Below are 21,750 nucleotides of genomic sequence, written 5' to 3'. Positions count from 1 at the left end.
GGGCGGCTCCCCTCCATTCCCACCAGGAAGCTCCCCGTGCCCCGTCGACTCCCCCACGCCTTCGCCGCCGTCATCGGCGCGCTCCTGCTCGGCTCCTGCGGCAGCTCCCCCGCTGCGGCACCGGTGGACCCCCAGCACCCCGCCTGGTCCGCTGTCGCGACGATCGTCTGCCCGGACGACGCCAGCGGGTCGGTCGCCGAGCACAAGGTCACCTGCACGGACGACAAGGGTCAGCCGCTCGAGGCGGCGTTCTACGAGCATTCCGTCGACCTCGACCGCCGGGTCAGCACGTTCGAGTGCAAGACGGCGGTCAACTCGGTGGCCGGGAAGGACTGGATGGTCCCGGCCGTCACCGACCAGGACCAGATCGCCCGGCTGCTCGATGCCGGCGGCATCAACCTCTGCTGAGGAAGTCCTCGGTCACGTCGGCCAGCTCGCGGGGCGACTCGGTGTTGAGCACCGACCCCGCCCCGTCGATGACCGACAGCTCGGCGCCGGGCACGAGGTGAGCCAGCTGCTGCGCCGCGGCAACACCCGTCCGGTCCTTGGCGCCTGCCACGACGAGGGTCGGGGCGGACACCTGCCGCAGCGACTCCGTCCCGTCGAAGTCCTTCAAGGCGTCGAACACCGCGAGCATCCGCGGGCGTGAGACGCCCGCGTCGACGAGCTTGGCCTCCGGCACGAGCCGCATGGCGAGCTTCTGCATCCGCAGCGCGGTCCTGGACGGCCGGATCAGGGCACCGCCGACGACGAGCCGGCCGACGAGGTCAGGGCGCTCGACCGCGATGCGCAGGGCGACACTCGCCCCGATCGACAGGCCGAGGAAGTCGGCCTGTCGGATGCCTTGCAGGTCGAGGTCGTCGGCGACGCCGGTGGCCGCACCGGCCAGGTCGAAACCGACGGGGTCCTTGGGACGCAGGCCACGCATCCACGGGGCGTTCATCGGGCGACTCGCGCCGAGCGCCGACACGAAGTCCTGCCACACGAACGGCGACTGGCCGAGCCCGTGCAGCAGCACGAGCGGGCGAGGTCGGGGGTCCGGGCTCACCTCAGCTCCAGTCGAGGACGACCTTGCCGCACTGGCCCGACCGTGCGGTCTCGAACGCCTGCTCCCACTGCTCCGCAGGGAACCGGTGGGTGATGACCTGGGTGACCGCCGCGCGGAACCGCTCCGACGTCGCGATCATCTGCGACATGGCGTACCAGGTGTCGTACATCTCCCTGCCGTAGATGCCCTTGAGCGTGATCATGTGCGTGATGACCTTGCCCCAGTCGAGGTCGTAGGACTGGTGCGGCAGGCCGAGCAGCGCGATCCGGCCGCCGTGGTTCATGTTCGAGATGAGGTCGGCGACGGCCGGGGCGGCTCCCGACATCTCGAGGGCGATGTCGAAGCCCTCCTTCATCCCGAGGTGGCGCTGGGCGTCGGCGAGCGACTCCCGAGTGACGTTGATGGTGAGGTCGGCGCCGGCGTGCTCGGCCAGGGCCAGCCGGTAGTCGCTCGCGTCGGACACCACGACGTAGCGCGCTCCCGCGTGTCGCGCGATCGCGGCAGCCATGACGCCGATCGGGCCGGCGCCGGTGATGACGACGTCCTCGCCGACCATCGGCCACTGCAGCGCGGTGTGGGTGGCGTTGCCGAGCGGGTCGAACACGGCACCGAGGTCGGGGTCGAGGTCGGGGGGCTGGACCCAGACGTTCGAGGCCGGGATGACGACGTAGTCGGCGAAGGCGCCGTCGCGGTTGACGCCGATGCCCTGCGTGCGGATGCACAGGTGCCGCCGCCCGGCGCGGCAGTTGCGGCAGACTCCGCATACGACGTGCCCCTCGCCGGAGGCGCGGTCACCGACCTGGACGCTGGTGACGTCCTCGCCGACCTCGACGACCTCGCCGTAGAACTCGTGGCCGATGACCAGCGGCGGCCGGACCGTCGACTCGGCCCAGTCGTCCCAGCCGGCCAGGTGCAGGTCGGTGCCGCAGATGCCCGCCCGGAGCACGCGGATCTTGACGTCGGTGGGGCCGCAGGTGGGCTCGGGTCGGTCGACGAGCTCGAGTCCGGGGCCTGCGGTCAGCTTGGTGAGGGCACGCACAGGGAGAGTCTGCCACCCGCCGTTTCACCCCGATAATGCTGTGGTGACCAGCAGTGTCGAAGGCGAGCGGGTAGCCGAGGCGGTCGCCCGGCTGCGGGCCGAGGGCGAGCGCGTGACCCCGGCACGGTATGCCGTCCTGCGGGTCCTCGACGCAGCGGACGCCGATGAGCACCTGACCGCGGAGCAGATCGGTGCGCGCGTCGCGGAGGTCGAGCCCTCGGTGCACCGGGCGACGGTCTACCGGACGCTGACGTCGCTGTCGGAGATCGGCATCCTGTCTCACGTGCACCTCGGCGGTTCGGCGGTGGTCTACCACCTCGCGGGCGCCGAGACCGTCGAGCCGGCCATCGCATCCGGTCACGCCCACGTGCAGTGCCACCACTGCGGCAAGGTCTTCGACGTCCCTCCCGAGGCGTTCGACGGTGTGGCGGCCAGGCTGCGCGAGACGCTGGGGTTCACCCTCGACACCAGCCACGCCGCCCTGCTGGGCACCTGCCGGGAGTGCGCCTCCCACCACTGAGCGAGACGCGGGCCTGGACCTTGTCGTCGGGAGTCAGTGCGACAGGTTCACCTTGATCTGGGCGACGATGAGGGCCAGCACGATCGTGATGAACCCGAAGAGCAGGGCAGCCTTCACCGATGCACCATTGCTGCGGCGCACCAGATAGCCCACGGCGCCGATGAACGCTGCGAGTACCAGCCGGACGATGCGCAGCTCGGCGGACTCGGGCACCAGCAGGACCGCGAGGGTCGCCACGATCGCGACGGCGAGCCCGCCGACGAGGTGGGCGACCGCCGCCTCACCGTCGTGGCGGCGCAGCGAGCCCTCACCCGCAACGTGTGCGGCGACGACGAAGGCGAAGACGTGGGCGAGCACGAGACCGAGCGTGATGCCCCAGATCGTCTCGACGAGCCGCAACGCGGTGGTCCCGGCCAGCGTGGTGTCGAACAGCGAGAGTGCGCCGATCAGACCGATGGCCACATAGAGCGCCATCGTCAGTGCGTCCCGGCGCAGCTCTGGGTCGTGGTGCACCGGGACGGTCCGAACGTGCTCGTCGTGAGGCGGCTCGCTCATGGTCGGAGCGTAGCGCGGGACGCGTGGGACGAACTGCTCACTCGACGAGGAACGGAGGCGGCGGACGGTGGTTCCTCAGAGGGCGCGGAGGTCGAGCAGGTATCCCTGGGCGGGGCCGAGCACCGGGACCGGCAGCCCGACCCCGGTCAGCACCGACCCCGGGACCGTGAGCCCGCCCGGCTCGAGAGCCCGCGACCACCAGGCGGGCGCGACCTCCTGCACGACGGCCGGCAGCCCGGCCTCGGGACGCAGCCGGACGGCATACGTCCGCGTGGGGTCCAGCCCCGGCAGCGGCACGGCGCCGGGGTGTGCGTCGCGCGAGGTCGCGAGCTTCGCCACGACGTATGCCGCCCTCCCGCCGTCGGCGGCGACCGTGCCCGTCAGCTGGAGGGTGCTGTCGGGCAGGTCGGCCCGCACGAGGTCGCCCGAGTGGAGCAGCGGGCGCAGCTCCCGGACCAGCCCCGTCCAGGCGGTGAGCGCAGCGAGCTCGCCGTCGTCGCACCGGGTGATGTCCCACTCGATCCCGGCGTGACCCTGCAGCGCCGTCAGCAGCCGGAACCCGAGGTCGACGTGGCGGTGCGTGGTGTGCGCGACCGCCCGGCCGACGTGCGTGCCCATGAGCTCCGGCGGCACGAGCAGCGTCGTCCACCGCTGGATGGTCGCGCGCTCGAGCGCGTCGTTGGTGTCGCTGGTCCAGATGCGGTCCGTCCGGTCGAGGACGCCGAGGTCGACCCGCCCGCCGCCGCTCGCACAGGACTCGATCTCGAGCGCCGGGTGGCGCCTTCGCAGCTCGTCGAGGAGCGCGTAGAACGCAAGGGTGTGGCGGTGGACCGCGGGCGCGTCGACGAGGCCGTCGATGGTGTGCACGGCCTCGTGCAGGTCGCGGTTGTGGTCCCACTTGATGAAGGCGACGCGATACTCGTCGACGACCGCGCTGATCCGGTCGGCCAGGTATGCCGCGGCGGCGGGGTTCGTGAGGTCGAGCACCTGCTGCACCCGCCACTGCCGAGGCGAGCCCGCCCGGGGCCGGAGCACCCAGTCGGGGTGGTCGCGGACGAGGTCGCTGTCCTCGTTGACCATCTCGGGCTCGAACCAGATCCCGAACTCCAGGCCGAGCCCCCGGACGTGGTCGACGAGCGGCGCGAGGCCCTCCGGCCAGACCTCGCTGGACACGACCCAGTCGCCGAGCCCGGCCCGATCGTGCCGACGACCACCGAACCACCCGTCGTCGAGGACGAAGCGCTCGACGCCGATGTGGGCCGCCGTGTCGGCCAAGGCGCGCAGGTGGTCGAGATCGGTGTCGAAGTAGACCGCCTCCCACGTGTTGAGCACGACCGGGCGCGGCCGGCTCGGGTGCTGCGGGCGGCTCCGGAGGCTGCGGTGCAGCGCTCGCGTGAGGCCGTCGAGACCGTCGATCGCGTGGACGAAGACGACCGTCGGGGCGGCATACGACTCGCCGGGTGCGAGCCGGATCTCACCGGGGGCGAGCAGCTCGGCCCCGCCGAGGACGGCGTGGTGGCGCCCGGCTCCTTCAGGGAGGGCCTCGACGAAGTGCTCGTGGTTGCCGCTCCAGGCGGTGTGCACAGCCCAGACCTCGCCACTGCGCCAGCCGAAGCCGGCCGTCCCGGCGACGAGCAGGAGGGTCGCGTCGTGCCCGGTGCGCCCTCGGCGGCTCGCACGCAGGTGCGTGCCGTGGTCGAGGCGGCTGCGCTGCGGTGAGCGCTCCCGGCACCAGCGACCGGTGAGGTCGAGCACCTCGTCCGCCCGGGTCGGCAGCGGCAGGATCGAGCGCAGGGCTGCGACATCGAGCGGCTGCGGGTCGGCGCTCGTGTTCAGGACGGTGGCGTTGACTCGGAGCACGCCGTGCGGGTCGAACGCGTGCCGGAGCTCGAGCGCCAGCCCAGCGGCCGAGACCGCCCGCGTGAGCAGGACGGCCCCGTCGGACTCACTGGTGACGCCGGACCAGCGCACGGCACCAGCGGCCCCGCCCCGGTGGCCGGCCCATCCCGGGGTGCCCGACCAGCCGTCGGCCTCACCGGGCAGCACGGTGAGCTGCCACGGTGCGTCGAAGCTGCTCGGCGGGACGGCGGGGACTGTCGTCTCGACCAGCGAGTCGTATGCCGCCCCGCCGCCGGCGAGCGCGGCGCCCCAGTGGAGCACCTCGGGCAGACCGTCGGCGCGGGGCGCGACAGCGAGCGCGGTCCCGGCAGACTCGATGTGGACGGAGATCGGGGCTCGGGTGTCGGACACGTCATCCCTTGTCGAAGCCAACAGGTTCGCACACATGGTGCCACGCATGGACCCCATTGTCGATGGGGAGTTGTGTTCGAAGATGACTGTTGTTGTTTGACAAATGACGTCGAGTCCGTCATCGTCGTGACATGCTCGGCAGCCAGCGACGGTCGCTCATCCTCACTCTCGTCGAGGAGTCCGGGGCCGTGCGCGTCGCCGACCTCGTCGAGCGCCTCGGGGTCTCCGACATGACGATCCGCCGCGACATCGAGCGGCTGTCCGCCGACGGCCTGCTCGAGCGGGTCCACGGCGGAGCGCTCGCGATCGGCTCCAGCCCGAGCGCACCCACCGGCGAGGAGCCCGGGTTCTCGGCCAAGTCCACCCTCCAGCTCGCGCAGAAGAGCGCCATCGCCGCGGCCGCCCGGAGACACATCGCACCCGGCAGCACGATCGGCATCTCCGCCGGCACCACGACCTTCGAGCTCGCCCGCCTGGTGCGCGACACTCCCGACCTGACCGTGGTGACCAACTCCGTCCCGGTCGCCCAGCTCCTGCACGAGTCCGGCGCCCCAGGCCAGACGGTCGTGCTCACCGGCGGCGTCCGGACGCCCTCGGACGCCCTCGTCGGTCCGGTCGCCGTGGGCGCCCTGCGCACCCTTCACGTCGACCTGCTGTTCCTCGGCGCGCACGGCATCGACGCGCGCGCCGGCCTGACGACGCCGAACCTCGTCGAGGCCGAGACCAACCGAGCACTCGTCGCTGCCGCCCGCGACGTCTGCGTGCTCGTCGACTCCTCGAAGTGGGGAACCGTCGGCCTGTCGACGTTCGCCGAGCTCGCGGACGTCGACGTCCTCATCACCGACGCCGGCCTGCCGCCCGGAGCCCGGTCCGCCCTCGCCGACACGGTCGGCTCACTCGAGATCGTGGAGGCCTGATGGCCACAGTCACCGACCACCGCCTCACCCGTCGCACCCTTGCCGACGGGCGGGAGATCATCTACGTCGACGGGCCGGGTGCGCCCGCGCGCGTCGCAGTCGACCCGCGACCGACCGAGCAGCGCGTGCGGTCGGGCGAGCTGCGCCGCGACGCACTCGTCGACGACTGGGTGGCGGTCGCCTCGCACCGCTCTCACCGCACCTTCATGCCGCCGAAGGACGAGTGCCCGCTGTGCCCGGCCGGGCGGGGCTCGGTGCCCTCCGAGATCCCCGAGCGCGACTACGAGGTGGTCGTCTTCGAGAACCGCTTCCCGTCATATGCCGTCGAGGCGGCCGGCGTCGAAACGCCTTATCCCGCAGGGCTTTTCGACGTGAAGCCCGCCGTCGGCCGATGTGAAGTCGTGTGCTTCACGAGCGACCACGAGTCATCCTTCAAGGACCTCCCGGTCGAGCGGATCCGCACGGTCGTCGACACGTGGGCCCAGCGCACGAGCGAGCTCGGCGCCCGGCCCGAGGTCGAGCAGGTCTTCTGCTTCGAGAACCGCGGCCGCGAGATCGGCGTGACGCTGCCGCACCCGCACGGCCAGATCTACGCCTACCCGTACCTCCCCGAGCGCACCCGGAGGCTGCTGGGCGCGGCCGAGCGGCACCACGAGCGCACCGGACGTCTGCTCGGCGCGGACCTGCTCGCCGCCGAGCGCACCGACGGCTCACGGATCGTCACCGAGGGAGCCCACTGGACGGCATACGTCCCCTTCGCGGCGCGCTGGCCCGTGGAGGTGCACCTCGTCCCGCACCGCGACGTGCCCGACCTGGTCGCGCTGGAGCCCGACGAGCGCGACGAGCTCGCAGTCGTCTACAAGGACCTGCTGCAGCGGCTGGACCGCTACTACGTCGCAGCCGACGGATCGCCGATCTCGCTGCCCTACATCGCGGCCTGGCAGCAGGCTCCGGCCCGCGTCGGCCGTGAGGTCTCCAGGCTTCACCTGCAGGTCATGTCGGTGCTACGGGGGCCCGGCAAGCTCAAGTACCTCGCCGGCTCCGAGTCCGGCGTCGGCGGCTGGGTCAACGACGTGGGTCCCGAGCTGACCGCGGCCCGGCTCCGGGAGGTCGCGGCATGAGCGACGTAAGCGGCACGAGCTGGACGAGCGGGACAGGTGAGGCGCACCAGCGCAGCGGAGCCGACGTCGCAGCAGCCGCGCGGGCGGGCTTCGAGCGCGCCTTCGGGGCGGCTCCCGAGGGGGTGTGGTCGGCCCCCGGCCGGGTCAACCTGATCGGCGAGCACACCGACTACAACGCGGGCCTCTGCCTGCCGATCGCGTTGCCGCACAGGACGTATGCCGCGGTGTCCCGCCGCGCGGACAGCACCCTCAGGGTGGCATCGGCCCAGCGGGACGGGGTCGTCGAGGTCGCGATCGAGCAGATCAGCCCGGAGCGGCCGGGCGGGTGGGCGGCATATGTCGCGGGCGTCCTGTGGGCGCTGCGCGAGGACGGCTTCGCCGTCGGCGGGCTCGACGTGTTCGTGGACTCGACGGTGCCGGTCGGTGCCGGGCTGTCGAGCTCGGCCGCTCTCGAGTGCGGCGCCGCGGTCGCGGTCAGCGACCTCTACGGTCTCGGCCTGGCCGACAGCCGCGAGGGGCGAGTCCGCCTCGCCGCCCGGTGCGTCGACGCCGAGAACGTCATCGCGGGCGCGCCGACCGGCGGCATGGACCAGTCGGCGGCACTGCTCGCCGCGCAGCGGTCCGCCCTGCTGCTCGACTGCCGGTCGGGAGAGACCGAGGACGTCCCGTTCGACCTTGCCGCCGGCGGCCATGCGCTCCTGGTCACCGACACGCGAGCCGAGCACGCGCTCGTCGACGGGCAGTATGCCGCCCGGCGCGAGGCGTGCGAGTCCGCCGCTCGCCAGCTCGGCGTGAAGAGCCTGCGCGAGGTGTCGCCCGCGGACCTGGAGGACGCCCTCGCGAGACTCGACGACGAGGTCGTGCGACGCCGCGTCCGTCATGTCGTGACAGAGATCGAGCGGGTCCGAGAGACTGCAGCAGCATTGCGCGCCAACGATCTTCACGAGGTGGGGCGGCTCTTCGACGCGTCCCACGTGTCCATGCGGGACGACTATGAGATCTCGTCCCCCGAGCTCGACGTGGCGACCGAGACGGCCCGGCGCGAGGGTGCGCTGGGCGCCCGGATGACCGGTGGCGGGTTCGGCGGGTCGTGCATCGCCATCGTCGCCAGCGATGACATCGCGCAGGTGGCGGATGCGATCGAGGCCGCCTGCGTGCGTGAGGGCTTCGCTGCGCCGGTGTCGTTCGCCGTGACGGCGTCCGGCCCGGCCGGCCGTGACAGCTGAGCACCACTCCCCCTCAAGTCGAGTGGCCGCTTTGACACAGGGCCCGTTGGGCAGAGGCGCGGGGGGCCTGTGACAAAGGGGCCACTCGACTGGGTGCTCACGTGGAGTGGTCGTTCGGTCACGCGGGCTCAGGCCTACGGGGTGTGTCGAAGTGGCCACTCGACAAGGGATGGGCGGGTATCCCGGTGACGCCTCGACGGGCGGGCGGGCTGGCTTAGGGTGCGTCCATGACCTCGGCGACGACGCCCACCCCGCTGGCCCCCGCGGTCCGGCGCGGCTACGGCCTCGGCTCGGTGGCAACGGGCGCGTTCGGCACCGTCCCCGGCCTGCTCCTGCTCCCCTACCTCACCGACCACCTCGGCGTCGCCGCCGCAGCCGCCGGTGTCATCGTGTTCGCGCCCAAGGCCTGGGACGTCATCCTCAACCCCATCGCGGGACGGATCTCAGACCGGTCGACGCACCCCGACGGCAAGCGCCGGCCGTTCCTGATCCGCGCCGGCCTGCTGCTCGCCGCCGCGTTCGCCCTGCTCTTCCTCGGCCCGTCGTCGCCGATGTGGCTCGCGGCCGGCTGGGTCGCGGTGGCCTACCTCGCGTGCGCGACGGCATACAGCTTCTTCCAGGTGCCCTACGTCGCGATGCCCGCCGAGCTGACCGACGACTACGACGAGCGCACGCGTCTCATGACGTGGCGCGTGTCGATCCTCGCGCTCGCGATCCTCGTCAGCGGCGGCGCGTCGCCCGTCATCCGGGACGCGTTCGGCCCGGAGTGGGGCTACCGCGCCGTCGCGTTCTTCGTGGCCGCTCTCATCGCGCTCGGGGCGTTCGGGGCGTGGAGGGGCACGCGCAGCGCCCGGATGTCCCACGGGGAGTCCACTGCGGCGACGTTCGGCGACCAGCTGCGGCTCGTCCGCTCCGACCGGCCGTTCCGCCTGCTCCTGACCACCTTCGTCCTCCAGGCGCTCGCGACCGGCGCGATGCTGGCCGGCGTCGACTACGTCTCGCGCTGGATCATCGGCACCACGATCTCGGCAACGCTGCTGTTCGTGTGCTTCGTGGCTCCGGCGCTCGTCGTGACGCCGCTGTGGCAGCGGTACGGCACGCGCCGGGACAAGAAGCGCGGCTACCTGCTCGCGTCGCTGCTGCTCGGTGGTGGAGCCCTCGTGCTCGTGCTGCTGCGGTCGATGCCGACCGCCGCGGTCTATGCGTGCGTCGCGGTCGTCGGCGTCGGTTACGCCGGGGCGCAGATGTTCCCGATGGCGATGCTCCCCGACGTCGCGAGCCGCACGGGCGAGGCGCGCACCCGGGTGGGCCTCTACACCGGGATCTGGACCGCCGGGGAGACGCTCGGGCTCGCTTTCGGGCCGGCCGTGTATGCCGCAGCCCTGGCTCTCGGAGGCTATGTGTCCTCTACGGGTTCGACTGTGGCACAGAGCGACTCGGCGCTGACCGCGATAGCGCTCGGCTTCTCGCTCGTGCCCGCGGTCCTCGTCGCGGTCTCGCTCCTGTCGCTTCGCGCGTATCGCCTTCCGTCGCCCGACCGCGGTGAGGGCGAACACGGCAGTGCTGGGTCGCACGAGTCGGACGCGTTCACCACGAACCCTGGGGGCACCGATGGATGAGACCGAGATCCGCGCCCGGCTGGAGGCGATGCGGGCTCACGACCTGCCCACCCACGGCGGCCGGACGCTCGCCTACGTCTATGACTCGGGACTGGCAGCCGCCGACGCGATCGGCCGCGAGGCCCTGGCCGCATTCGCGTCCACCAATGGCCTGGACCCCACGGCGTTCCCCTCCCTCCTGCAGATGGAGAACGACCTCGTCGGGGTGGCGGGGCGGCTCGTCGACGCTCCTGACGGCTTCGCCGGCGTCGTCACCTCCGGGGGCACCGAGTCGATCCTGCTCGCCGTCCTCGCCGCTCGCGACTCACGGCCCGAGGTCGCGCACCCCCGCATGGTCATCCCGACCACCGCTCACGCCGCGTTCCACAAGGCCGCCCACTATCTCGGCGTCGAGCCCGTCCTCGTCGACGTCGACCCGATCACGAAGCGAGCCGTGCCCGAGGCGATGGGAGCCGCCATCGACGAGCGGACGGTCATCGTGGTCGCGTCGGCGCCCTCCTACGCCCACGGGGTCATCGACCCGGTCGAGCCGATCGCCTCGGCGGCCAAGGCAGCCGGAGTGCGCTGCCACGTGGATGCGTGCATCGGCGGATGGGTCCTGCCGCACCTGCGAGCCGTGGAGCCGGACCAGCCGGTGTGGACGTTCGCGGCCGAAGGCGTCACGAGCATCTCGGTGGACCTGCACAAGTACGCCTACACGCCCAAGGGTGTCTCGGTCCTGCTGCACGCCTCCGCGGACCTGCGCCGCGGCCACCTGTTCGCCTCCGCGCACTGGCCCGGCTACACCATGCTCAACACCACCGTGCAGTCGACGAAGTCGGGTGGCCCGCTGGCCGCCGCCTGGGCGGTCGTCAACCACATCGGGGCCGACGGGTATGCCGTGCTCGCTCGCACCGCGCGCCGGGCCACGCTCGACCTCGCGGCGGAGGTGGACGGCATACCCGGGATCTCCCTTGCGGCACAACCGGACTCGACGCTCCTCGCCCTGACGACCGACGGCTCGTGCGACGTCTTCACGATCAGCGACGAGATGCTGGCGCGTGGCTGGTTCGTCCAGCCGCAGATGCGCTTCAGCCTGCTGCCGGCCACGCTGCACTTCACGATGAGTGCGGCGACTGCTGCTGCGTCGCACGAGATCGCGGCCGACCTCGCGTCGGCGACCGAGGCTGCCCGGACCGCCGGGCCGGTCGTGGTCTCGACCGAGCTCACCGCAATGACCTCCGCGCTCGACCCGGCGACGCTCGACGACGCCACCTTCACCGCACTGCTCGGTGCGGCGGGGCTCGGCGGCGACGACGGCCGGATCGCGCTGCCACAGCGGATGGCGCCGGTCAACGCGCTGCTCGACGTGCTGCCACCCGCGCTGCGTGAGGCACTGCTGCTCGGCGTCATCGACCGCCTCGCCCGGCCTTCCGATGGAACAGCCACGCCGACCACGTGACCGCGACGGCAAGGATGCCCACGCACCACGCGAGCGCGATGATGCCGTTCGAGCCGATCGGCGTGCCCGTGAGCAGGCCCCGGATCGTCTCGATGATCGGCGTGACGGGCTGATGCTCGCTGACCCACTGCAGCCAGGTCGGCATCGTGTGGACCGGGACGAACGCGCTCGACAGGTACGGAAGGAACAGCAGGACGAAGCCGTAGCCGCTCGCCGCCTCTGGGCTGGAGGCCGCCAGGCCGATCGCCGCGAAGACGTAGGTGATCGCCAGGATGTAGAGCGCCACGATGCCGGCGGCGGCCAGCCACTCGGCCAGGTTGGCGTCGGGACGGAACCCGACGGCCATCGCGACGAGGATGACCACCGCTGTCGCGACGAGGTTGCGCAGGAGGCTGGCGACGACATGGCCGGTCAGCACCGCTGCACCCGGGATGGGCATGGTGCGGAAGCGGTCGATGATCCCGGTCGACATGTCGTCGGCGACCTCGACCGCGGTGGACGCGGCGCCGAAGCCGGCACAGAGCACGATGACGCCGGGCACGACATACGTGACATAGCCGCCCCCGGGCGAGAGCGCGCCACCGAACACATAGGTGAACAGGAGCATGAGCATCACCGGCAGCAGCACCGCCATGAGCAGCGCCTCGAGGTTGCGGACGGAGTGCAGCACACTGCGGCGGACGAAGGTCGCGACAACGGCGGGGCGGGTCGCCAGCTGCGGCTGGCAGGTCGACGCGGTCATCGCGAACCACCGCCCGTCAGCGTGAGGAAGACGTCGTCGAGACTTGGCCGGCGGAGCTCGACCTCCCCCACGAGGCCGGTCGCGGACAGCTCGGCGACGGCGCTGCGAAGGCCCTCCAAGGTGCCATCGGTGCGGGCGCTGGTCACCACCTCGCCGCCCGCAGCCACGAGCTCGAGCACCTCGCTGCCGACGCGGGCCTTGAGCTCGGCCGGAGTGCCTTCCGCGACGACCCGGCCCCCGTCGAGCACGACGACCCGGTCGGCGAGGCGGTCGGCTTCCTCGAGGTACTGGGTCGTGAGCAGGACCGTCGTGCCGGCTCGCGCCAGTCCCTCGACGACGCCCCAGACGGCCCTGCGGCTCCGGGTGTCGAGCCCCGTCGTGGGCTCGTCGAGGAAGAGCACCTCCGGCCGACGGACGAGGCTGATCGCGAGGTCGAGCCGCCGACGCATGCCGCCCGAGTAGGTGCGGACCTGTCGCCGAGCCGCGTCGAGAAGGTCGAACTCGGTGAGCAGGCGTGCCGCGCGCTCCCTGCTCTGCGCTGCGGTGAGGCCCCAGAGGCGGGCCATCATCCTGAGGTTCTCCTCACCCGTCAGCAGGCCGTCGACCGCGGCCGACTGTCCGGTCAGGGCCTGCCGGCTGCGCACCGCCGCGGGGTCGGCGACGACGTCGACGCCGGCGACCTCGACGGTGCCGGTGTCGGGCGGCACGAGCCCGGTGAGGATGTTGACGGTCGTCGTCTTGCCGACCCCGTTGGGGCCGAGCAGGGCGACGACCTGGCCCCGGCCGACGTCGAGGTCGACGCCGTCGAGCACACGGGTCTCCCCCCAGGTCTTCACGAGCCCGCGGACCCGGATGCCCGAGTGGATGGTCTCCTGCGTGGCAGCGCGTGTCGCGCGGGTGATGGTCTGGCTACCGGCCTGGCGCATGACGCCCCTCCCATACTGTTTATGTCGTATATCTCGTTTAAGGTATACACAGTTCTAGGATGGCGTCAACGACAAGCCGAGAGGGACCGGAGACCATGCCCGCCGACGACACCCCTGACCTCGACCTGCCCCGCGGCATCGCTCTCGCGTGGGGAGTCGCGGCGAGCCCTCAGCGCGGGCCGAAGCGCGAGATGAGCGTGGAGCGGATCGTCGAGACCGCGGTCGAGATCGCCGACGAGAAGGGCCTGGCCGCGGTCTCGATGTCCAGCGTCGCGTCGGCCCTCGGGTTCACCCCGATGTCGCTGTACCGCTACGTCTCGGCCAAGGATGACCTGCTCGTGCTGATGTTCGAGGAGGGGGTCGGCGTCCCGCCCGAGCACGTGCGCGAGACCGATGACTGGCGCGAGGCGCTCACCCGGCTGTATGCCGCCGAGTCAGAGATCTTCGAGAGCCATCCGTGGCTCCTCGACATCCCGGTGACCGGCGTGATGATCACGCCGAACAACCTCGCGTGGATGGATGCTGGGCTGCACGCGCTCGCCAGGACGAAGCTGGCGCCCAGCGAGCGGGTCGCAGCGACCTTGATGCTCGCCGGCCACGTCAGGTGGAAGGCCAACGTCACCCGGGCCTATGCCGATGCCGGCTGGACCGACGAGGCGGGCCTTCTCGAGGCGCTCATCACCGCAGACCAGTTCCCGGACCTCGAGCCGCTGGCCCGAGCCGGGGTGTTCCGGTCCGACGACGACCCGTTCGCCTGGGGTCTGGACCGGTTGCTCGACGGCCTCGGCGCCGTCATCGCGGCCAGCGAGGCCGACGGTGCCACGCCGGCGCCGGCCGCCTCGGGGCCCGAGCCCGAGCCGGAGCCGGTCCGCCGGGACTCCAAGCTCAAGGAGGCGCAGCGCCGCACCCGCGAGGCCGAGAAGCAGCTGCGCGAGGCGCGCCGCAACGAACGGCAGGCGCTGCGAGAGGCGCGCGAACGGCATACCTGAGCCGTGACCAGGGTGACTGGGCGCTCACTCGACGTGAAAAGGGTTGCGCACCAAACCAGTCGGGTGAGCGCCCCGTCCCACCAGCCTCGTGACTGGAGTGACGGGGCGCTCACTCGACGTGGGGAGTGAGGTGCGCGTCAGGCGGGGACGATGAGGCCCTGCGTCGCGCGCGCGCGGTCGAGGCGAGCCGAGACGTCCTGCCAGTTGACGATGTTCCACCAGGCCTTGACGTAGTCGGCCTTGACGTTCTCGTACTGCAGGTAGAACGCGTGCTCCCACATGTCGAGCTGGAGCACCGGGATCTGGCCGACCGGGATGTTCCCCTGCTGGTCGAACAGCTGCATGATGTTGAGCCGCTGACCGAGGGTGTCCCACGCGAGGATGGACCACCCGGAGCCCTGGATCGCGTTGGCGTTGGCGTTGAAGTGCGCCTGGAACTTGTCGAACGACCCGAAGAACTCGACGATCGCGGCGGCGACCTCGCCCTCGGGCTGTCCACCGCCGTCCGGGCTCATGTTCTTCCAGAAGACGGAGTGGTTCGTGTGCCCGCCGAGATGGAAGGCGAGGTTCTTCTCGACGCCGTTGACCGCGGCGTAGTCACCTGACTCGCGAAGCTCCTCGAGCTTGGCGACCGCGGCGTTCGCACCGTCGACGTACGCCTTGTGGTGCTTGCTGTGATGCAGCTCCATGATGCGGGCACTGATGTGCGGCTCGAGCGCCGCGTAGTCGTAGTCGAGGTCGGGGAGCGTGTAGGCCACTTGTCGTTCCTTTCGTCAGACCATCCGGCTGCCGACCACTCTATGCCGGGGGCAAAAGGGCCCGACAGGGTGTCCGGCAGCCGGGGATGTGGGTCCCTTACCCACATCCCCGATCCTCCGACTTCGAGCGGACTTGAGGTCAAACGGTATCCGCGCGTCTGGCGACGCTTCGCAAGGCGATCCCGACGAGGACGAACCCCACGCCGAGGGCCACCGCCATGAGCGCGACGCCGTAGGCGACGACCGACGTGAACAGCGAGGCCCGCAGGAACGACGCGGTCATCACGGTCTGGCGCTTCGGGTCGTCCTGCGCCATCTCTGCGTACGTCTTGCCGCCACTCGCCTCGAGCGCGTGCTTGTTGATCACCTGGGCCTGGGCGTATGCCGTCCAGGGGCTGTTGACCGTCTGGCCCGCGAAGTTGTCAGCGTCCTCGGACACGGTGATGTTCTCCGCGGACAGCTGGTTCGTGACGACGATCCAGGTGCCCACGCCGGCGACCGCGAGGATCGCACCGAAGATGATCAGGAGCAGTCCGATCACGGCGACGCCGCGCAGACCCCCTGCTGTCGTGCCGCTTGTCTGCCGCACAGTGCTTGTCATTCAAAGCCTCCCAAAGCGGTGCATGGTGAGTTGGCCTGGCACCCGCCCACGCTGGCCCGGCGCCACGTTTCACGGTAGGCCCGCCAGGTCACGCTCAGATGACACTTTTTTGGGTGATCCGGGGGCGCGGTGAGCGCAGAAAACGCCCTGCTCAGGAGGACAGCGACAGCAGGTCGCGGATGTCGTCGGCCGTGATCGCACCAGAAAGTGCGCCGCCGTCATCGACGACGCGTTGGAACAGGTCGCGCTTGCGCTCCTGCAGCGCGACGACCTTCTCCTCGATCGTGCCCGCCGAGACGAGGCGGTAGACGGTCACGGGCCGGCGCTGCCCGATGCGACGCGCGCGGTCGATGGCTTGCGCCTCGGCGGCAGGGTTCCACCAGGGGTCGAGGACGAAGACGTAGTCGGCCTCGGTGAGCGTGAGACCGAATCCGCCTGCCTTGAGGCTGATCAGGAAGGCCGTCGCGTCGCCCTCGCGGAAGCCGCGGATCACCGACTGCCGGTCGGTGGTGCTGCCGTCGAGGTATGCCGTCTCGATGCCGGCGCGGTCCAGCGCGGTCTCGACGTGGCGCAGGAAGCCGGTGAACTGGCTGAAGACGAGGGCGCGGTGACCCTCGGCGGCGAGCTCGCGCAGCTGGTCGATGAGGTAGTCGATCTTGGCTGGTGTGGCCGAGCCCGCGTGCGCGTCGTCGACGAGCGAGGGATCGAGCGCGAGCTGGCGCAGCCGGGTCAGCGCCGCGAGGATGGCGACCCGGTTGGCATCGGGGTCATCGAGCAGGCCGAGCACGCGCTGCCGCTCTCGTTGGAGGTGCTGGTCGTAGATGTGCCGATGGGTCGGGTGCGGGTCGAGCGGCAGCACCTGGATCTGCTTGGGCGGCAGGTCGATCGCCACCTGCTCCTTGGTGCGCCGCAGCATGAGCGGCCGGATGCGCCGCCGGAGGCGGTCGAGCAGCTCGGGGCGCTCACCCGACTCGATCGGCCGCCGGTAGCTCTTCGTGAAGACGTCGGGCCGCGGGTAGAGCCCCGGCGCCGTGAGCGACAGCAGGGACCAGAGGTCCATCAGGGAGTTCTCCAGCGGGGTGCCCGTCACCGCGAGCATGAAGGGCGCACCGAGACGGCGCACCGCGAGGTGGGTCTTGGCCTGGCGGTTCTTGACGAACTGAGCCTCGTCGAGGACGACACCACCCCAGTCGACGCCGTGGAACGCGGCGTCGTCGAGGCGCAGGACGGCATACGACGTGATGACGACCTGCGCGCCCGCGACCGCCTCGGTGAGTGTCGTGCCGCGCTTGCGCTCGGTGGCCGTGACGGCGACAGCCGCGAGATGTGGGGCGAAGGACTCGAGCTCACCCATCCACGTGCCGACGACACTGGTCGGCGCGACGACCAGGACCGGCCCGCGAGCGTCCGGGCCGTCAGCCCCGAGCTCGCCGCGCTCGTGGGCCCGCGTCAGCGCCGCGATCACCTGGAGCGTCTTGCCCAGGCCCATGTCGTCCGCGAGGATGCCGCCGATCCGGGCATCCCACAGGCGCGCCAGCCAGCGGAACCCGTCGAGCTGGTAGGGCCGCAGCGTCGCCCGCAGGCCGGCCGGGACCTGCGCGCCAGGGGTGGTGTCGGCGGATCCGAGCGCGGCGACACTCGCGGCCCACCGGGCGCTCTGCTCGTCGACGACTCCGAGCTCGACGAGCTCGGCCCACAGGTCGGCATGGTGCGGGCTCAGCCGCAGCCCGTCGGACTCGGGGTCGGCGATCTCGCGTGCTTCCTCGATCAGCGACCGCAGCCGCACCAGCTCTGGCCGGTCGAGGCGGAACCACGATCCGGAATCGAGGAACATGACCTCGGCCCCCCGGGCGATCGCGGAGAAGAGCGGCTCGAACGGGACGTCCTCGCCGTCGACCTCGACCGACACGCGCAGGTCGAACCAGTCGCCCGTGTCTCTGGTGTCCCCGGTGTCGCTGCGTCGCGCGCGGTCAGGTGACGGGCCCGCACGCTCGTCGGCCTCCCGGGGTGCGGGGTCCGTCGCGCCGACGTGGACGACCGGCGCTGACGTCAGCTCCTCGTATGCCGGCAGGTCGTCGTCGACCTCGAGCGTGACGTGGTCGTCGGCCTCGAGTGCGGGCAGCACGTCGGCCACGAAGGTTGCTGCCTCGAGGCCGACGAGCACGACCCTGGGGACCAGATAGGCGGCGTCCTCGCGGTCGCCGCGCAGGGCTCCGGGCACGAGGCGAAGGGACGTCGCGGCCTGCGTGGCGGCGGCCTCCGCGGCGCGGTCGCGACCGCCGACCGTGCCGAACCGGGCGGTCGAGAAGACCCGCGGGGTGCCGTCATAGGCATGGGTCAGGTCGATGCGGACCTCACCGGGCACGGTGTGGACGACGTGGACGTGCACGGTGACCTGCTCCGGCTCCGGGCCGTCGCGGCCGGCCTCGGGTGCGGGCAGCGGCACGTCGGACCGGATCGCGACCCGTTGGCGCAGCCCCGGCACGACCGACCCGAGGAACCGGGCCCGCTCGTCGGCGGGCACGCGCAGCCCGCCCATCGCCTGGACCAGGGCCTCGCGCCCCAGGCCGAGATCCTGGTCGAGGGGGACGAAGGTGAGGGTGCCGTCGTCTCCGTCGACGGCCAGCGCATGGACGGGGTCGCCGAGCGGGACGACCTCGCCGAGGAGGTCGGGCATCCCGTCGACCGTCGCGGACACGTCGAGATCGCCCGACCCGTCATCGGAGCGTCGCACCCACAGCGTGAGAGTCGTGGCCTCCGACGACACCTCGACGGGGCCGGCGACGCCTTCGCCCGGCATGATCTCGATGCCGACGCGACGGGCCTCCCGCAGCAGGGGCCACACCTCGGGCGTCGAGTCGAGGGCCAGCGGTGGGACCGGTGTGAAGTACGTGGTGCTGCCGGAGCCGTGTCGCGCGACGTCGTGCAGGCGGCTCATGACCCGCTCGTGCTCGGGCAGGAACCGGATGCCGGGCCGCCACTGCGGCAGCGCGTCGTGCCACGACAGCGTGCCGTGCCACGTCCCCGCGCGCGTCCACCTGGTCGGCCGCAGCCCATAGCTGGGCTCGGGCACACCCCTGCGGCCTCGCTGGTCGCGGTAGATCGTGTCGACGAAAAGGCCTGCGGGCATGAGGTCCCCGCGTGGCGCGGGCCGCGCGGCCGGTGTCTCGTCGTCGCCCTCGGCACGCATGGGACGAACATGCCCGAGGACGTCGGCCCAGTAGGTGCGCGTGGGCGGGGTCGGCCGGGTCGGCGTCGAGCCGCCGGCGTCGTCACCGAGATCGGCGCCGGTCACCGGCGGGTGAGCGGGCGCCCGGCCCTGAGCGATGTCGCGTGCGGTGAGCAGGAGCGCGACGACGTGCTTGCAGTCCTCGCCGACCGGGCAGGAGCAGCGCCCACTCCAGAGGTGAGCGCGACCCTTGGGGTGCGGCCGAGCCTCGATGATCGTCTGGTACGTGTCCGACCGGCTGCCCTGCACCGTGCCGAGGACCATGAGGCCGTCGGCACGCGTCGCGATCGTGCGGACGCGCCCCTCGACGGCATATGCCCGCCCGCGCTCGAACGTGCGCGGGCCGACCTGCTGGGTCACATCGGGGTCGGTGACCTCACCGACCCACGTCGCTCGACCCACGCTCAGTGCCACCCTCCGACTCTAGGTCGCGCAGGTGACATCCCCGACACCTCCGTCCACAGGGGACGGCGTGCGGCAGGATGGCCCGATGGCCCAAGCGTCACCCGTGTCCTCGGACCCGCGGAACCTCACGCTCGCGGACTTCCCGGTCCACCAGCCCGTCACGACCCGCTGGTCCGACAACGACATGTACGGCCACCTCAACAACGCCGTCTACTACGAGCTGTTCGACTCCGCGATCAACGGCTGGCAGAGCGCCCACGTCCCGGTGAGCCCGACGACCGACCCGACGCAGGGCGTCGTCGCCGAGTCCGGGTGCACGTTCTACGGCGAGGTCGCCTTCCCCACCGCGCTGGTGGTCGGGCTGCGCGTCGCCCGCCTCGGCACGAGCAGCGTCACCTACGAGCTGGGCCTGTTCGTCGACCCGGACCGCGAGCCCGGCGCCGACCCGTCCATCAAGGCCCTCGCCCACTGGGTCCACGTCGAGATCGACTCCGCGACGCGCCGGCCCACGCCGATCCCGGACGAGCTACGCGCTCTGATGCGCTCTGCGCAGAGGCGGGTCGACGGCGTCTGAAGCCGTCGGCTCAGTTCCCTGAGACCGCGTAGGCGCCCCGCGGGCTGTCGGTGTCGCTGTCCGGAGGCTCGGCGATGCTCGGGCCGCCGACCTGTGTGCACGTCCCGTCGAGAGTGCATCGGATGAGGCCGCTCCTGCTGTACTCGGCGGAGCTGACCGACACCACCAGAGCGGACCCGTCGTCCGTCATGCGGCCGGCCACGGGGTTGAGCCTCGACGTGCCGATGGCGTCGAGCACGACCTCACCGGTGTTGACGTCGACCACCTGCGCGCCTGACCCCGCGATGAGGAACCGGCCGTCGGGTGAGAAGGCCTCCGGCACGACGTTGCCGCACGAGGACAGCCGCGTGACTGGCCGGTCGCCCCGCACGTCGAGGACGGAGTAGCAGACGGGCGCGCCTGGTTCGCCGTGCAGGCCGCCGACGGCGAGGACCACGCCGCGGTCGGCATCGACGTCCATGACATTGCCCTTGATGACGGTCTGACGACCCGTGTCCAGGTCGATGCGCAGCGACTCTCCCAGGTAGTCGTAGCCGCCGACCTTGACCGCATAGAGCATGTGACCCACGAGCGCGGTCGGTGCCGCATCGACCTTGATGATCGAGAGCTCCTTTCCACGGCTGTCGGCGATGTGGATGGTGCCCTCCCCGGGCGCGTTGATGGCCGATCCGTCGCTCCAGGCGATCCGGCTCCGGTCCGCCGACACGACGAAGCCCGCCGCAGCCTTGAGCACCGTGCCGGTCCGGTCGGTGAACACGATGAAGTCGCCCTGGTTCGTGCCGTACTTGCCCTGCATGATGAACCCGCCGTGGTCCAGCCGCTCGAAGGTCGGGAACCCGCCCCGGAGTGGCCCGTCGACGGGCGCCGCGGCGCCGTCGTGGAAGGTGCCCCGGACGGCATACGGCACACCGGGATCGACGAAGGGCGCGCTCGCACTCAGCCTCGGGGCGCCCACAGCGGCCGCATCCTTGATGCTGACGGTCGTCGTCACCGCCGGCTGCGGCGTCGTGGTCGACGGTCGCGGCGTGGGAGTCACGGTGACCGGGGTGGTCGCCGGGACCTGGATCTGCCGGCCGGCAGGCTTCGACCACAGCAGGGGGACGGCGACGACAACCGCGACGATCGCGGTGACGGCACCCGCGACGACGCGGCGGCGGTCGCTGCGTCGCTTGGTGGCGACGACGGCGTCAGCGAAGCTACCGACGACGTCGACGTGCTCCGACTCGCCATCGAGGAAGGCGCGCAGGTCGCGCTCGGTCGGAGTCATGCGAGGGTCTCCTTCATCGTGACGCGCAGGGCGGCGAGGGCGCGGCTCGCATGGCTCTTGACGGTGCCGACCGAGCAGCCGAGCACGTCTGCTGTCTGGGCCTCCGTCAGGTCCTCGTAGTAGCGCAGGACGATGACCGCGCGTTGCTGCTTCGGCAGCGCCGCGATGCGGGCACGGAGCTCGTGGTCGTCGTGATGGTCGGGGGCGGCGGCTGGGTTGGTGAAGGAGACGAGGTCACTGTCGGCGACCTCGCGGCGACGGCTTGGACGGCGCCAGGAGCTGTGGTGCTCGTTGACGATCGCCCGACGCACGTAGGCATCGGGTGACCCGTACACCGAGTGCCATCGCCGGTACACCTTGAGCAAGGCCGCCTGCACGAGATCCTCCGCCTCGTGGGCGTCGCCCGTCAGGAGGTAGGCGAAGCGGACGAGCCGGCGCTGGCGCGCCTCAACGTAGGCCGAGAAGTCGGCCTGGCGCTCTGTGTCGCCCATCGAGGTGTCCCCTGTCTCGGAAGGTGGCTGCC

The 21,750-nt window shown here is 71.6% G+C and carries 20 protein-coding genes; 9 read left to right on the top strand and 11 right to left on the bottom strand.

Annotated elements, in window-relative coordinates:
* Nucleotides 1-36: 36 nt before the first annotated feature.
* A complete protein-coding gene (locus ACWEOW_RS16380; RefSeq protein WP_452270284.1) occupies nt 37-408 on the top strand; it encodes a hypothetical protein in 372 nt (123 codons plus the stop codon).
* Here ACWEOW_RS16380 and ACWEOW_RS16375 read toward each other — a convergent pair.
* Together ACWEOW_RS16375 and tdh are read right to left on the bottom strand one after the other, a co-directional pair.
* Nucleotides 395-1,048, bottom strand: coding sequence for an alpha/beta fold hydrolase (locus tag ACWEOW_RS16375; RefSeq protein ID WP_452270283.1), 654 nt, complete (start codon nt 1,046-1,048; stop codon nt 395-397). The genes ACWEOW_RS16380 and ACWEOW_RS16375 overlap by 14 nt on opposite strands.
* Nucleotide 1,049: 1 nt before the next feature.
* Nucleotides 1,050-2,087 carry an L-threonine 3-dehydrogenase gene (tdh, locus tag ACWEOW_RS16370; RefSeq protein ID WP_452270282.1) on the bottom strand — a complete coding sequence of 346 codons (1,038 nt, stop codon included), beginning with the start codon at nt 2,085-2,087 and terminating at the stop codon, nt 1,050-1,052.
* A 43-nt stretch (nt 2,088-2,130) separates the two neighbouring features.
* Between tdh and ACWEOW_RS16365 the strand changes: the two genes are divergently transcribed.
* On the top strand, nt 2,131-2,607 hold the full coding sequence (locus ACWEOW_RS16365) for a Fur family transcriptional regulator (protein ID WP_452270281.1): 477 nt from the start codon (nt 2,131-2,133) through the stop codon (nt 2,605-2,607).
* A 33-nt stretch (nt 2,608-2,640) separates the two neighbouring features.
* Here the strand turns inward: ACWEOW_RS16365 and ACWEOW_RS16360 are convergent, their stop codons facing one another.
* On the bottom strand, nt 2,641-3,162 hold the full coding sequence (locus ACWEOW_RS16360; RefSeq protein ID WP_452270280.1) for a hypothetical protein: 522 nt from the start codon (nt 3,160-3,162) through the stop codon (nt 2,641-2,643).
* Between the two features lie 75 nt (nt 3,163-3,237).
* Nucleotides 3,238-5,460, bottom strand: a complete 2,223-nt coding sequence (locus ACWEOW_RS16355; RefSeq protein WP_452270279.1) for an alpha-galactosidase — start codon at nt 5,458-5,460, stop codon at nt 3,238-3,240.
* An 83-nt stretch (nt 5,461-5,543) separates the two neighbouring features.
* Between ACWEOW_RS16355 and ACWEOW_RS16350 the strand changes: the two genes are divergently transcribed.
* The 5 genes from ACWEOW_RS16350 to ACWEOW_RS16330 all read left to right on the top strand — a co-directional run bounded on the left by ACWEOW_RS16350 (nt 5,544) and on the right by ACWEOW_RS16330 (nt 11,736).
* On the top strand, nt 5,544-6,329 hold the full coding sequence (locus tag ACWEOW_RS16350) for a DeoR/GlpR family DNA-binding transcription regulator (protein ID WP_452270278.1): 786 nt from the start codon (nt 5,544-5,546) through the stop codon (nt 6,327-6,329).
* The gene (galT, locus tag ACWEOW_RS16345) at nt 6,329-7,450 is read left to right on the top strand and encodes a galactose-1-phosphate uridylyltransferase (protein ID WP_452270277.1); all 1,122 of its coding nucleotides are present in this window, start codon (nt 6,329-6,331) and stop codon (nt 7,448-7,450) included. Before ACWEOW_RS16350 ends, galT begins: the two co-directional genes overlap by 1 nt.
* Nucleotides 7,447-8,676: a galactokinase gene (gene galK / locus ACWEOW_RS16340; RefSeq protein WP_452270276.1), complete on the top strand. Its 1,230-nt coding sequence runs from the start codon at nt 7,447-7,449 to the stop codon at nt 8,674-8,676. Before galT ends, galK begins: the two co-directional genes overlap by 4 nt.
* A gap of 227 nt (nt 8,677-8,903) precedes the next feature.
* The gene (locus tag ACWEOW_RS16335; RefSeq protein ID WP_452270275.1) at nt 8,904-10,295 is read left to right on the top strand and encodes an MFS transporter; all 1,392 of its coding nucleotides are present in this window, start codon (nt 8,904-8,906) and stop codon (nt 10,293-10,295) included.
* Nucleotides 10,288-11,736: a pyridoxal phosphate-dependent decarboxylase family protein gene (locus ACWEOW_RS16330; RefSeq protein ID WP_452270274.1), complete on the top strand. Its 1,449-nt coding sequence runs from the start codon at nt 10,288-10,290 to the stop codon at nt 11,734-11,736. The genes ACWEOW_RS16335 and ACWEOW_RS16330 overlap by 8 nt, the downstream gene beginning before the upstream one ends.
* Here the strand turns inward: ACWEOW_RS16330 and ACWEOW_RS16325 are convergent.
* Both ACWEOW_RS16325 and ACWEOW_RS16320 read right to left on the bottom strand, forming a co-directional pair.
* Nucleotides 11,684-12,478 carry an ABC transporter permease gene (locus ACWEOW_RS16325; RefSeq protein ID WP_452270273.1) on the bottom strand — a complete coding sequence of 265 codons (795 nt, stop codon included), beginning with the start codon at nt 12,476-12,478 and terminating at the stop codon, nt 11,684-11,686. The two genes, ACWEOW_RS16330 and ACWEOW_RS16325, sit on opposite strands and share 53 nt — an antisense overlap.
* The gene (locus ACWEOW_RS16320; protein WP_452270272.1) at nt 12,475-13,404 is read right to left on the bottom strand and encodes an ATP-binding cassette domain-containing protein; all 930 of its coding nucleotides are present in this window, start codon (nt 13,402-13,404) and stop codon (nt 12,475-12,477) included. The genes ACWEOW_RS16325 and ACWEOW_RS16320 overlap by 4 nt, the downstream gene beginning before the upstream one ends.
* Before the next feature lie 59 nt (nt 13,405-13,463).
* On the opposite strand from ACWEOW_RS16320, the gene ACWEOW_RS16315 reads away from it, so the two are divergent.
* Nucleotides 13,464-14,393, top strand: a complete 930-nt coding sequence (locus ACWEOW_RS16315) for a TetR/AcrR family transcriptional regulator (protein WP_452270271.1) — start codon at nt 13,464-13,466, stop codon at nt 14,391-14,393.
* A 137-nt stretch (nt 14,394-14,530) separates the two neighbouring features.
* Here the strand turns inward: ACWEOW_RS16315 and ACWEOW_RS16310 are convergent, their stop codons facing one another.
* The 3 genes from ACWEOW_RS16310 to ACWEOW_RS16300 form a co-directional block, all read right to left on the bottom strand.
* Nucleotides 14,531-15,151, bottom strand: a complete 621-nt coding sequence (locus ACWEOW_RS16310) for a superoxide dismutase (RefSeq protein ID WP_452270270.1) — start codon at nt 15,149-15,151, stop codon at nt 14,531-14,533.
* A gap of 139 nt (nt 15,152-15,290) precedes the next feature.
* Entirely contained in the window at nt 15,291-15,752 is a 462-nt protein-coding gene (locus ACWEOW_RS16305) for an aromatic ring-opening dioxygenase LigA (RefSeq protein WP_452270269.1), read from the bottom strand.
* Nucleotides 15,753-15,903: 151 nt separating this feature from the next.
* On the bottom strand, nt 15,904-19,395 hold the full coding sequence (locus tag ACWEOW_RS16300) for a DEAD/DEAH box helicase (protein ID WP_452270268.1): 3,492 nt from the start codon (nt 19,393-19,395) through the stop codon (nt 15,904-15,906).
* Nucleotides 19,396-19,471: 76 nt separating this feature from the next.
* Here ACWEOW_RS16300 and ACWEOW_RS16295 point away from each other — a divergent pair, with 76 nt between their 5' ends.
* Nucleotides 19,472-19,960 carry an acyl-CoA thioesterase gene (locus ACWEOW_RS16295; protein WP_452270267.1) on the top strand — a complete coding sequence of 163 codons (489 nt, stop codon included), beginning with the start codon at nt 19,472-19,474 and terminating at the stop codon, nt 19,958-19,960.
* Between the two features lie 10 nt (nt 19,961-19,970).
* Here ACWEOW_RS16295 and ACWEOW_RS16290 read toward each other — a convergent pair whose 3' ends face one another.
* Both ACWEOW_RS16290 and ACWEOW_RS16285 read right to left on the bottom strand, forming a co-directional pair.
* Entirely contained in the window at nt 19,971-21,227 is a 1,257-nt protein-coding gene (locus ACWEOW_RS16290; protein ID WP_452270266.1) for a hypothetical protein, read from the bottom strand.
* Nucleotides 21,224-21,718: a SigE family RNA polymerase sigma factor gene (locus ACWEOW_RS16285; RefSeq protein ID WP_452270265.1), complete on the bottom strand. Its 495-nt coding sequence runs from the start codon at nt 21,716-21,718 to the stop codon at nt 21,224-21,226. The genes ACWEOW_RS16290 and ACWEOW_RS16285 overlap by 4 nt, the downstream gene beginning before the upstream one ends.
* Nucleotides 21,719-21,750 lie beyond the last annotated feature (32 nt).

This window comes from Monashia sp. NPDC004114 (assembly GCF_053603855.1).
The sequence above is the reverse complement of the archived record's forward strand: the minus strand, read 5'-3'. Positions and strand labels throughout refer to the sequence as shown.